The organism is Ketobacter sp. GenoA1 (assembly GCF_003671475.1).
In the GTDB taxonomy this organism is placed as follows: Bacteria; Pseudomonadota; Gammaproteobacteria; order Pseudomonadales; family Ketobacteraceae; genus Ketobacter.
This window is the reverse complement of record NZ_RCHM01000045.1, coordinates 330,319-342,406: the sequence shown is the minus strand read 5'-3', so window position 1 is coordinate 342,406 and position 12,088 is coordinate 330,319. Positions and strand designations below refer to the sequence as shown.

Sequence of the window (12,088 nt, the reverse complement as noted above, 5' to 3'; positions counted from 1 at the left end):
CGCCCCCTTCATGTCATAAGGGGTGAGTGATGATCCATGAGCTGATCGAATTGCTGGATGGCCATTTATCATCGCCGGTGATTAATCCGCTCAGGCAAATCGGTGTATTTCATTGTCGGCAACCGCAGCAACTGCACGCCGTTCCCATTCATCAGCCCAGTATTGTGTTGGTGCTGAAAGGCACCAAGCGCATTACTTTTTCCAGCCGGTGTGAAGTCTTCAAGGCGGGCGATCTGGCATTACTGCCTGCCGGCAGCGAACTGCTGATGGAAAATATACCCTGTTGCAGACAACAGGAATATCTGGCCTTGTGTTTGGGGTTTGCCCCGCCCACCGTTGAGCGCTTTCTGGCTAGCTACGGCGCGCAACTGAACTGGAATGAACAACAGGAACTTCTGAAAGCCGCGGCACCACAGAGTTTTATTCAAATCATGCAGCAGCGGGTTGCATGGTGTATGCAGGGTGATACCGAGAACCACATTCTGAATGATCTGCAGCAGCAGGAGCTGCTTTCGGTGTGTGGTCATCACCGGCTGTTGGGGCTGTTGCTGCAGTCGAAACAATCCAGTTGGGGGCAACGGGTGTCCGCTGTCATTGCGCTTGATCTGGGTCGTAAGTGGAAAATAGCCGATGTGTGCAGGGCCTTAACCGTGAGCGAGTCCGCCTTGCGCCGTAACTTGCATGGGGAAGGTACCAGCTTCAGTGATTTACTGGAGCAGGCCAGATTGGTGGCGGGGCTTGCGTTGCTGCAGGAAACTGCTCAGCCCGTTTCGCAGGTGGCGGCAGCGGTGGGCTATCAATCCCAATCCCGTTTCACTGAGCGCTTCAAACAGCGCTTTGGTCTGACGCCCCGTCAACTGAAGCAGAGCCGTCAGTCGGTGCCCAGCCAGGTACCTGAACCGGTAACAACATTGGCTGAATCAGGCGAAACTCTGACTGAATCAGGCTAGTTGTGCTGCCCTGAACAAGTTAGAGTTTTGCTGAACAAAGGTTGATGAAAAAAGGATACGCCATGAAAAATATTACCGCAGTGTTAATGGCTGCCTGTTTTAGCACGGGCTCTGCGCTGGCATTGGAGATGACCAGCCCGGATATTCGGCAGGGTGAGCCCATGCAGCAAAAACAGGTGTTTGATGGTTTCGGTTGCAGTGGTGAAAACCTGTCACCGGAGCTTACCTGGCGTGACGTGCCCGAAGGCACCAAGAGCTTTGCGTTGATGGTGCATGATCCGGATGCACCCACCGGCAGTGGCTGGTGGCATTGGGTTGTATTCAATATACCGGCCGATGTGCGTGCACTCCCCCGTGGTGCCGGCACCGATGGCTCCCCGCTGATGGTGGACGGCGCCGTGCAAGGCCGCACGGATTTCGGCACCGCAGGATACGGAGGCCCCTGCCCGCCCATCGGCCATGGGCCGCACCGATATCAGTTTACATTGTTCGCTCTGGGGGTGGAATCACTGCCCTTGGATGCCAGTGCCAGCGCAGCCATGGTGGGATTCATGGTACGCCAGAATGCCCTGGGCAGTGTGGAGATCGAAGCCAGCTACGAACGTTAACACGACAAAAAAGGTGCAAACGGCTATGCAGTCCGCTTGCACCTGGTCATGGACGCTGGGTCGGATCAAGAACCGATAATACCGCCGTCTTTCTTGGTGATCACAATTGTGCAATCACGGGGGATGGTGATGCCATCGTAGGGGGCGGGAAAGTTTGACTGCGTTGGATCGCCGTTACCCGGATGCTGGGTGTTGACGAACAGGGTACGGCGATCGGGTGTCACCGTGATGCCCGTGATTTCATCACCCGTCACTCCAGTCAGCAGGCGACTCAGTTTGCCGGTTTCTGTGTCCGCTACCAGAAGCTGGTTGTTGAGGCCGTCTTTCTGGCCACCATCGGTTTCGATGAACAGGCGGCCATCCGGATCAGCCCAGATTCCGTCCGGTGAGGCGAAGCTTTCATCGGTACCGTGTGTGGTTTCCGCGATCAGGAAAATATCCCAGCTGAAGCGGGTGCCGGTATGATCTTCAGTATCATGCCAGCGGATGATATGGCCATCGGGATTGGGTGCCAGTGGGTTGGCGGCGTTGGCTTCGGTACGTCGGCTGTTGTTGGTCAGGGTGCAGTACACATCGCCATTGGGTGCCACGGTGGTCCACTCCGGCCGATCCATCGGGGTGGCGCCGGCAATGTCCGCGGCAATACGGGTGTTCACCAGCAGCTCGCCCAGGTCGGCGAAGCGGGCCGCCAGGTCCGGGTTGTCCAGAGTCAGTGGTAGCCAGTCACCGCTGCCATCATCGTTAAAGCGGGCCACGTACAACGTGCCTTCATCCAGTGGGCTTTTACCGGCCGCCAGAATGGTTTCGTAGTGCCCGGCCGACACAAACTTGTAGATGTAGTCGAAGCGCTGGTCGTCTCCCATGTAGACCACGGCGCGGCCGTCCTGACCGATCACTGTGGTGGCGCCTTCGTGTTTTACCCGCCCCAGGGCAGTGCGCTTCACCGGGGTTTGAGTGGCGTCAAAAGGATCGATTTCCACTACCCAGCCAAAGCGGTTTTCCTCATTCTGATAATCCGGATTGGAGAGGTCAAAGCGGGCATCAAACTGCTCCCAGCCATAACCGAATCCGCCTGCTGAAAACCCATAGCGTTGATGTGACTCGGTGGGCGCCCAGGTTTGTTCGCGATTGGTGGCACCGAAGTAACCGTTGAAGTTTTCTTCACAGGTCAAATAGGTGCCCCAGGGGGTTGGCCCGGATGAGCAGTTGTTGACGGTGCCCAGGGGAATGTTGCCGGCGGGTGTTTGCAGTAACGGATGCCCGGCAACCGGGCCGCTGAACGTCACGGGGGTGTTAACGTGAATGCGACGGGCGTTTTTACTTTTCACCTGCTGCCACCGGCCACGCTTATTCATGATTTCAACGATGGAAACACCGTGGGCATGTTGGGAGACGCGCACATCCTCCAGGCTTTCCGGGGATGACTTGCCCAGTACATGGCTGTTGCCGCCGAATTCGTGGTTGATAGCCAGCATACCGTGTTGATTGCCACGGCGGCCACGATGGTGGCGCTTGAATTTGTCGTTGAAGCTTTCACATTCTTTGTGATCGATGGGAAAGAAGGCCATGCCGTCATGGCCGATGCCGATTTGCCGGGCTTGATCGGCAGCGTTGGGTGGCCAGCTGAATGCCGGGCCGCCCGGTTCCAGAGGTTCGCCCCAGGGAATCAAAACGTCGTATTGGTAATCCGCAGAGATCGCGGGCATCGGCCCGTTACCGTCCGCCAGAGCCACCGGTGTGAAATCAATCAGAGGCCGTTGCCCCGGCCAGTGTCTGTGTCCGGCACTGGCCAGACTGGGGGCGGCTACAAAGGATGCTGCGGCCAGTCCCATTCCCCCTTTCAGTACCTGGCGTCGGCCCAGGCTGGATTGCAGCACCTCCTCGAAGGGACGGTTACCACTGTGGTTGGTGATGTCATTGTCGTTGTTGTATTGCAGATCGTCGGTCATGATCTCTCTCCTACTGGTTGTATGCTGACCAATGTCGGAGAAAGCTAACAGCTAAATGCTGCAAATATGTTACGTGTTCCCTCCCCCCACAAAGAGGGGGGGAGGAGATAATTTGTACGTTATCCGTGCAGAGAAAGGAGGTAATGACCCAGCCGCCCCACATGGCAGGCGCTTGAGTCAGTGTCTACAAGTTTGTCCCACGGGATAATTTGCTGATCGGTAGCCGATATTTACAATCTAGTGTTAGGTCAGGGAGAGACAGTGCATGAAGCACATAGTGTTACTGGCACTCAATAACCAGTCGGGATCGGCATTGATCACGCCGTTGGAAATACTGTCTCAGGTGGCGGAAAGTCAGGATCTCAAACTCACCGTGGCAACCTTGAGCGGTGGCCCCGTGGTTTCCCGCAGCGGTTTGGAAATTGCGGCCGATCAGCCACTGGCGGAAGTGGGGGCGGCCGATGCCATCATGATCACCTCCTGTCTGGATTACCAAAGCGACCCTGAGCAGCAAACTGCGGCGCTGTGCTGGCTGCGTGAGCAACACCGTCAGGGCACATTGGTTGGTGCGCTGGGCACCGGCATTGTGTTTATGGCTTTAAGTGGATTGTTGGAAAACAGAACCGCCACGGCGGATTGGCAGGGGGTTTCCCGTTTACGGGAGGCGTTTCCGGATGTGGATTTTGATCCCCGGCACACTTTGATCGAATGCGATGGACTGGTGTCCTGTGCCGGTGGCTATGCGGGTGATGTTCTCTCGCTGTACATGGTGGAGCAGATGTTCGACAAAGACACGGCAGAGCGCTGCGCCGCAGAGCTGATGCTGGATACGGAACGTTTGTGGCAGAACCGGCATCCGGGCCTGTTAGAGTATCGCTTGCATCGGGACAATCGAATTCATGCGGTGCAGTCGTGGCTGGATAAACATTTTGCCGAGAAAATCAATCTGGAGGCCTTGGCCCGGCGCAATAGCATGAGTCAACGCAATTTCGTACGCCGGTTTAAAGAGGCATGTGGTGAAATGCCGCTGGGTTATGTGCAGCGTTTGCGGATAGAAGAGGCCAAGCGCTTACTGGAGCAGTCGGATTTATCGGTGGAAGCGATTTGCGATCGGGTGGGTTATCTGACCGAATCCCATTTTCGTCAACTCTTCAAGCGCTACGTAAAGATGACCCCGGCCCGCTACCGGGGTCAAATGTCGGGTCAGGCGCGCTCGGGCCGGGGCTAATTTATTTCGAACGTGACGCCGATGCGTGCGTTTTCTTCAGACAGACGCTGACGGCGCAAGTCGGAATCCGTGGTCAGGTCATTGATCAGCGTTGCTTGCAGTTGCTGGGCTTGACTCAACCCCAGATCACCGTTCTCGACGCGATTGGGTATGTTCAGCAATAACTGCTCGGCGAGCGCAGACCGCTGTAAAGTGCCCATGTCGTCGCCGCTTTCCCAGATTTCCATGAGCTTGCTGAAACGCAAAAAATTGATCATGCGCGTGAGTTCAGCGTGCGGATTGTCGTGTTGCTGAGCGATGCTGCTCAGAATCAGCCACTCTGCGGGGGAAACAAAGTCAGGGCGTTTTTCTATTCGGTCGGTAAATTCCGGTTGGCCAAGGGTATTGGTTACGGCGGCCATGGCCTGTATCTGAAATTCGTTGACCAGCTCACTGGTCCAGTCCGCAACGGGGGGAACAGCAGGCGCGTTTTCCTGTGTGGAACTTGAATGACTCGCCTGTTCAAGGTCGACAGGGTGTGGTGCGGATTCAGGTGCAGCGGCAAACCAGTAGGCTGCTACGGCCAGCACCAGGGTAATAACGGCGATGATGGTTGTTTTCATAGTGCGTATTATTCCTGATTCGTGTCGGGTAAAAAAGCAGCGGACTCACTGCAAGAAAGAGATCCGCTGCGAAACCTGTGAATGCTGCAATCAGGTTGGTTCCGTATTAGTAGGTGAAAGGCTCCGGTGGTGATACGTTGAAGCGGTATTGCTGTCCCGGGCCCGACATGAGCACAGTGAACAGGCCGTTAAACAAACCGCATCCGGTCATGGACGAGAATGTGGTAGTACCGCTGAAGGTGATGTTGCCGCCGCCAAGATCGGATATGGGGCCGTCAAAGGTGATGGGGAATTCCGCCGGTTCTTTGGTACGGCAACCGAAGGGGATTTGAATCCAGCCAACACCGGCGGAATTCACTTTCACTGTGGTGTAAGCGTTGCCATCAATGTGCAGGTCGCCGCTGGTATCCAGCTCAACGTACCCGCTGGTGGGCAGGGTCGGGTCAATGGTCAGATTGACGTCCAGTGGCAGGATGATGTTGAGCCGGGTGAAAAACTGAGGCACGTTCAGGGTACCGATCAATGACCTGTTGGTAACGTCCGAGTCGGCGTAGAAAGTGGATTCCTCAGGCAGGATTACATTCTGCCGTAACGTACCCAACCGGATATCGGCATCCAGTTTCCAGTTGTCCAGGGTGAATATCAGTGCGCCATCATAAGGATTGGCGGTCGACTCGGGTTCCGGCTGCCCGGTATAACAGGCACTGAATGCCGGCTTGCCTGCAAAGCGATCGTCGATCCAGTCCAGTGCATAGGGCGCCGCCTGAAACTGTGTGGCGATGTGTTCGCTGGGAAACACCTGGAATCGAATGTTACTGCCCATGGCGCAGTACTTGTCTTTCAGGTCTATGTGTTGATCCAGTGGAATGAACTCATCGGCCTGGCCATGGTACATGTACATCGGTACACTCGGCTTGACGTTACCCAAGTTCTGATCCGTCAGCACCTCATTCACCGAGGCAATGGTGATCAAGTCGGAAAGGGGGCGGTTATCCAGGGTGTATTGCGCCAGTTCATCTCCCATAAATTTGAACAGCGATTCAAAAACACACTGCGATTTACCGACTTCAATTTGCTGTAACCCATAATTATTCGCCAGCTCATACAACGGCATTGCACTGCCGTATTCCGCTTCATAGCCGATGATGGCCCCCAGCAGGAATGCCGAACCGGCATCACCATCCAGATTAAAACTGGTATAAGGCACATCTGCAGGGGTGCCGCCGGCCGCGATGCCGACAATATTCATGTCGGGAACGTAGTCCTGTTGAATTTCCGCAATCCAGGCACCGGTCTGGCCACCTTGAGAGTAACCCCAGATGGCCACCTGATCGTCAACGATACCGGCTTCGGGAATCTGTGTGGCGGCAGTGACGATATCCACTGCGGCGTGGGCCTGTGATTCCCCCGCCAGGTAGGTGGGTGTATCGCCGTTGGTGTAGCCGGCGTTGTCAGTAATCAGCACGGCGTAGCCGCGATTGATGGCCGCTGCAATGTTGGCTTGTTCATAATCGGTTCCAGCGGCCAGTTGCAACGAGGGCGCGCAGCGTTGACCCAGTCCATGGGTGCCTACAGCGTAGCTCAATACCGGCCGGGATCCGGTACCGCTCCATCGGGCGGTGGGTAAAATAACACTGCCCGTTACCACGTTGGGTCGGCCATTGGAATCCACCGACCAATAGGCAACGTCCCAGGAACGGGTGAACGGTGCATCTTTACCAAGATCGATATTCGCTTCCCGGTACCAAATCAAATCTCCATGGTTGCCTGCAGTGATGGTGGGGGGCGAATAAAAATCCATGCCCTCGGGCCCCAGTACCGGGGCGGCAGTAAGGGGCGTAAGGGGCAGCGTGAGCAGTGAGGTCAGCCCTGCTGCACAGAGTCCTTGTATCAGCCACGTGTTCTTCATTGTGATTCACTCCGTTTGATTATTGTTTTGGTTGTAACGTGGGATCTTAAGTGCGCGCATTCTGTGTTACGCATTGGTTGCTTAAGAATTGCGAATATATCGCCCTTGAACATTGGGGAGCAGGCACGAAACCGCCAAATAGGGGCTTCATTTAAGACATAAGGGCGAATTGATTGAGGATGTGGCCGTGGGACACCAGAGGGTGGCCGGGCGCAACCGGAATGGTGTGCGCCCGGTACTGAAGATTTTCACGTATTAATGGAATAGGCTGGGCTTATTCCTGCACTTTTAACCGTTCCTGACGACAACCTTTTGCCAGTTGAATGGTGAAGCTCCAATCGTCCAGCCAGAACGCAGGGGCTGCGCCGCCGTCAAAATTGGTGACTTTCCACTGCACCTCCACCGGCACCACTTTGGCCACGGTGCTGTTGCTGTTGATAATGCAGCGGTGTCGGTCCATGGCATGGGATTCCCATGAGGAATTGGTTTCAGACCCGTTGTCAGTACTGTCAAAAGCATAGGTGTCCGGTGGGAATGATGATGCCTGGGGCGAGGCTTCAACACCGTCCACCAACATCTGAACTTCACACCAGTTCGGCGCCATACTGCCGGGTTCGTTGCAGCGGGATTCTGCGGTAAAGGCAAGATTAACCAGTACATCCGTTCCCGCCGGTACGACAATGCGCGAGCGAGCCCCGGGTACTGTTTCAAATTTTTCGGTGCTGGTGATTCTGGGTTTGGTGCTGGTAATGGCCTGCTTGTAGTAGTGGGCACCGGAGGTGAAACGAATGGCATCCGCTTCCTCTGCTGTCGGCACGGCCACCAGATCGTCAATAACATACTTGTATTGCAGTCCGGGTTGGGGGCTCAGTTCCCGGATCTCCGCCACGGTGGCAGCTTGGAGGGTTGTGGCCATCAGTGCGCCGCTGAAAAGCATGGTTGTGAAAACAGTTTTCATGATATTGCTCCTTGGTATTAATGATCCTTGCGAGCCCGGTGATCCGAGCTCGCTGACTACCCTAGCCAAGCTGTGTCCCGGCGGCTTGATAAAAAGCTGACCAAAGCCTGATGATTTGTTGAATTCCGATTTAGTGCGCAGATCTAATGTCACTTTTTAACAATGCATACGTAGATCATTAACTGCAGACTGAATCCAGCCCATGCACACTATGGCTAAAGAACATGAGGTTCGAACATCGTGCTGAAAGGATTCAGAAACGTGTCAGGTATCGAGTATCAATTCTTGGAATTTCGCTTGCTGCCGGATCAGGTGCGCCTGATCCGAAGTGGACGGGATATACCCCTGGCGCCGAAAACATTCCATTTTCTTTGCCTGCTGCTGAACGCCGGGAATGCAGTGGTAGCGCGGGAAGTGTTGTTTGAAGAGTTGTGGCGGGGGCGCCCGGTGTCCGATGAATCCCTGGCGCAAGTGGTGGCCCAGTGCCGGCGGGCGTTGGGTGACTCGGCGGCACGTCAGCAGGTGATCAAAACCGTGCCGAAACGGGGTTACCGCCTGGTCCCTGATATTGTGGTGTTTCGCGCCGGTGCGTTGGCCGGCATGGAGCCCACCTGAGCCTGCGGGCCTGGGTGAGGGTATTAACGATGCCCACGCTCGGGGTAGTCCAGTTGGCCCCTGAGGCTGGCTTTCTCCGCTTCGGTGAAGTCCGGAAAGGCAAGGCGGCTATCCTGCTCCAGCCGGTCGATGTGGGCGCTGGCTTCTGCTTTCTTTTCTGCCGGTTGGGCTTCATCCTGTTGCAGCAGGATGCGTTGCTCAGGCAATGCGAGCTTAATATCACATTCCTCCAGGATGCCGAGAATGCGCAGATTGAGATCTTCCGCCACAGCAAGGTAGACGTCGTAATCGGCACTATCAACATACGCGTTGATGCTGATCACGTAGGCATCCCGTTCAATGTTTTCGAATCGTGCCCTGGTGGCAATGTCCAGCAGGCGGGGATGGCCAACGAGCAGTGCCCGTAATTGTTGCAACAGCAGGCGTACCTGATCTGCCGAAGAGGAGAGGGACAGGTAGAGCGTTCGATTGTAGCGGCGGCGATCGTTTTCGCTGATGTTCTCCAGACTGATGGAAACCAGGGAGGAATTGGGAACGTGCACCACGGTTCGATCCAGGCGGCGAATGCGCGTGGAGCGCAGCCCGATTTCCTCAATGATGCCTGTGATGTTTCCCACTTTGCAGAAATCCCCCGGTTTGATGGGTTGGGCGATATACAGTGTGATGGCCCCGATCATGTTTTCCAGGGTTTTTTGTGCCGCCAGTGCCAGCGCCAGAGAGCCGATGCCGAGTCCGGCAAGAATGGTATTGATGTCATAGCCACTTTCCGTAAGCCAGAGTACTGAAATGACGATGATGGCCAGAATTTTCAGGATGGTGCGCACGGGTCTGATGATGCCGGACCAGTATTGCTGATTTGCCGTGCGCCCAAGAAACAGGGCCGTGAGGAACTCGATGGCAGCCAGCACCAGAAAGGTGGTGGCGATATAGCCCAGCGCGGATTCGTTGAGATAGACGCGGGCTTTTATCGACAGCCCCAAATCAGCCACACCAAGCTGGAGTAATTTAAAGAACACGAACCAGGGCATGGGCACCGCCACCAGGCGATGCATGCTCTCCCGGTAGCGCTCTGAGCGTTCGATGGCGATGAGCAGTAGCCAGCGCAATCCGTAGGCCACCAGCGCCGCTGCCAGAACAATGCACAGCAGCCCCACCACCTGCCAGTTCTGTAAGTACAGAAAGTTAAAGTCGGGCAGGTGGTCTTCCAGCCGGATGATCAGCGGGTTGTACCCGTAAACCTGCCACAGCTCGGGAATGTAGCGGGCAGTGGCGTTGGAGATTTTCCAGATCCGGCCGCCTTCACCATCGGGCACCCGTTGCAGATAAATGGGAATGGACTCATCCCGGTTTAAAGGAATGGTCCCCAGCAGGTCGCGGTAGCTGGGCAGGCCATCGTCCAGATGACCCTCGGGCTGATTACTAAGGCTGGAGAAATCGATGATGCGGTGCTGGCTCCAGATGACCGCCAGTTTGCGGATTAACTCTTCTGCGTCGGCGGTTGCCATGTCTTCAGGCAAATAACGGGTATCTATGAATGCGCCCGCTGTGGCCCAGTCTTGGCTGTCACCGGCGGCACGCAGGGCCAGGGCGGTGGAAAGCGGCGTGCGCCCGGGCTGGCTGGCCAGGTTTTCTGCTTTGGCCTGTTCCAGAACCTGTTCCGATCTGGAATCCGTCTCCAGCACTTCCCGTACGGTGGGTGCGTCTTCTCCGTGGGCCCCAAGGGTCACCAAGCAGGAAATCAGCAGGAGGACGATTCGCAATAGCATGCCCTTGGGCTTAATCCGAGAATTCAGCGTTGTGGTAAATTTCCTGCACGTCATCCAGATCGTTGAGCAGCCCGGCAAATCGCTCAAACTGTTCGGCATCTTCGCCGGATAGCGGGTGTGAGGTTTGCGGCAGGTAAGTGATTTCTTCCATCTCGAACTCCACCTCGGGCATGACTTCGCTGAGCGTGGTTTTGGCCTTGAAGAACTCAGTGGGGGGGACCAGTACCGTAATCATGCCAGCGTCCTGTTCAATGTCGCTGACGTCCACATCGGCATTGAGCAGGGCTTCCAGGATCGCTTCATCATCGTCTCCGGGAAACACAAACATGGCCCGGTGATCGAACATGTGGGACACGGAGCCCTGGCTGCCCAACTTGGCTTTACACTTGGAGAACACCCCCCGAATTTCACCAAAGGTGCGATTGCCGTTATCCGTGAGGGCGCTGATCAGTACCATGCAGCCACCGGGCCCGATGCCCTCATACAGTGCTGCCTGGAAATCCTCGCCGCTGCCGCCGGATGCTTTCTCCAGTGCCTTATCAATGACATGGCCGGGCACCTGATCTTTTTTGGCCCTGTCAATCAGGCTGCGCAGGGCCAGATTACCACCGGGGTCGGTACCGCCATTCTTGGCGCAGACATAAATTTCACGGCCGTATTTGGAATAGACCTTGGTTTTGACAGCGGCTGTTTTGGCCATGGAGACTTTGCGGTTTTGAAATGCTCGACCCATAGGAATGCTTCTTTCTTCTGTATTGAAAATTGCTGGAAATTGTACCCCCAGGTCCACCAAATGGCGACGATGCCGGCAGGCCGGGGCAGACTATTGGCCGAGATAACCGTTGGTTTTCAGGTAGTCGACAATGAGATTCACTTCCTCTTCCACCGTCATGGCAGCGGTTGAGAGGTGGATTTCAGGTGCTTCCGGAGCTTCATAAGGATCATCGATGCCGGTGAAATTTTTAATCTCACCGGCTCGGGCTTTCTTGTAGAGCCCCTTGGGATCCCGCCGTTCCACCTCCTCCAGGGGGCAGTCGACGAAGACTTCGATAAAGGTGAGCCCCGCCGTATCATGAATGGCGCGTACGCGGTTCCGGTCTTCCCGGTAGGGGCTGATAAAACTGGAGAGTGTGATCACCCCGGTGTCAGCAAATAATTTGGCAATCTCACCGATGCGACGAATATTCTCGGCGCGATCCTCAGCCGAGAAACCAAGGTTTTTATTGATGCCCAGGCGTATGTTGTCACCATCCAGGCGATAGCTGAGATGGCCTAACTCATAAAGTTTTTGCTCCAGTGCCACCGCAACGGTGCTTTTGCCACTGCCTGAAAGGCCGGTGAACCAGAGCGTGGCGCCTTTCTGTTTGATGAGGCGGGTTCGATCTTCACGGGTAATTTCCCCATGATGCCAATGTACATTGGTGGCTACCTGTTCGGTCACAATGCTGTCCTTAATGTGCGATGAGCGTGGTTTATTATTGCATCAAGAATAGAAAATAACCT

At 55.6% G+C, this 12,088-nt stretch carries 11 protein-coding genes; 4 read left to right on the top strand and 7 right to left on the bottom strand.

Annotated features, from left to right (window positions below; genetic code table 11):
• The first annotated feature begins 29 nt into the window (after window positions 1-29).
• On the top strand, window positions 30-950 hold the full coding sequence (locus tag D9N13_RS22010; protein WP_290594126.1) for a helix-turn-helix transcriptional regulator: 921 nt from the start codon (window positions 30-32) through the stop codon (window positions 948-950).
• 62 nt (window positions 951-1,012) lie between these two features.
• Window positions 1,013-1,558 (top strand): YbhB/YbcL family Raf kinase inhibitor-like protein, encoded by a 546-nt coding sequence (locus D9N13_RS22005; protein ID WP_290594125.1) that lies wholly within the window; start codon window positions 1,013-1,015, stop codon window positions 1,556-1,558.
• Between the two features lie 65 nt (window positions 1,559-1,623).
• Here D9N13_RS22005 and D9N13_RS22000 read toward each other — a convergent pair whose 3' ends face one another.
• Window positions 1,624-3,507, bottom strand: a complete 1,884-nt coding sequence (locus D9N13_RS22000; RefSeq protein ID WP_290594124.1) for a PhoX family protein — start codon at window positions 3,505-3,507, stop codon at window positions 1,624-1,626.
• A gap of 265 nt (window positions 3,508-3,772) precedes the next feature.
• Here D9N13_RS22000 and D9N13_RS21995 point away from each other — a divergent pair, with 265 nt between their 5' ends.
• A complete protein-coding gene (locus tag D9N13_RS21995) occupies window positions 3,773-4,735 on the top strand; it encodes a GlxA family transcriptional regulator (protein WP_290594123.1) in 963 nt (320 codons plus the stop codon).
• Here D9N13_RS21995 and D9N13_RS21990 read toward each other — a convergent pair.
• From D9N13_RS21990 to D9N13_RS21980, 3 genes are all read right to left on the bottom strand, one after another.
• On the bottom strand, window positions 4,732-5,337 hold the full coding sequence (locus D9N13_RS21990; protein WP_290594122.1) for a hypothetical protein: 606 nt from the start codon (window positions 5,335-5,337) through the stop codon (window positions 4,732-4,734). The two genes, D9N13_RS21995 and D9N13_RS21990, sit on opposite strands and share 4 nt — an antisense overlap.
• A gap of 106 nt (window positions 5,338-5,443) precedes the next feature.
• Complete coding sequence (locus D9N13_RS21985; RefSeq protein WP_290594121.1) at window positions 5,444-7,246, bottom strand: alpha/beta fold hydrolase; 1,803 nt, start codon at window positions 7,244-7,246, stop codon at window positions 5,444-5,446.
• 274 nt (window positions 7,247-7,520) lie between these two features.
• The gene (locus D9N13_RS21980) at window positions 7,521-8,204 is read right to left on the bottom strand and encodes a hypothetical protein (protein WP_290594120.1); all 684 of its coding nucleotides are present in this window, start codon (window positions 8,202-8,204) and stop codon (window positions 7,521-7,523) included.
• A gap of 261 nt (window positions 8,205-8,465) precedes the next feature.
• Between D9N13_RS21980 and D9N13_RS21975 the strand changes: the two genes are divergently transcribed.
• The gene (locus D9N13_RS21975) at window positions 8,466-8,819 is read left to right on the top strand and encodes a transcriptional regulator (protein ID WP_290594119.1); all 354 of its coding nucleotides are present in this window, start codon (window positions 8,466-8,468) and stop codon (window positions 8,817-8,819) included.
• Window positions 8,820-8,842: 23 nt separating this feature from the next.
• Here D9N13_RS21975 and D9N13_RS21970 read toward each other — a convergent pair whose 3' ends face one another.
• The 3 genes from D9N13_RS21970 to cysC all read right to left on the bottom strand — a co-directional run bounded on the left by D9N13_RS21970 (window position 8,843) and on the right by cysC (window position 12,026).
• The gene (locus tag D9N13_RS21970; RefSeq protein WP_290594118.1) at window positions 8,843-10,579 is read right to left on the bottom strand and encodes a mechanosensitive ion channel family protein; all 1,737 of its coding nucleotides are present in this window, start codon (window positions 10,577-10,579) and stop codon (window positions 8,843-8,845) included.
• Window positions 10,580-10,595: 16 nt separating this feature from the next.
• Entirely contained in the window at window positions 10,596-11,318 is a 723-nt protein-coding gene (locus tag D9N13_RS21965; RefSeq protein ID WP_290594117.1) for a YebC/PmpR family DNA-binding transcriptional regulator, read from the bottom strand.
• A 90-nt stretch (window positions 11,319-11,408) separates the two neighbouring features.
• A complete protein-coding gene (gene cysC, locus D9N13_RS21960) occupies window positions 11,409-12,026 on the bottom strand; it encodes an adenylyl-sulfate kinase (protein ID WP_290594116.1) in 618 nt (205 codons plus the stop codon).
• Window positions 12,027-12,088: the final 62 nt, after the last annotated feature.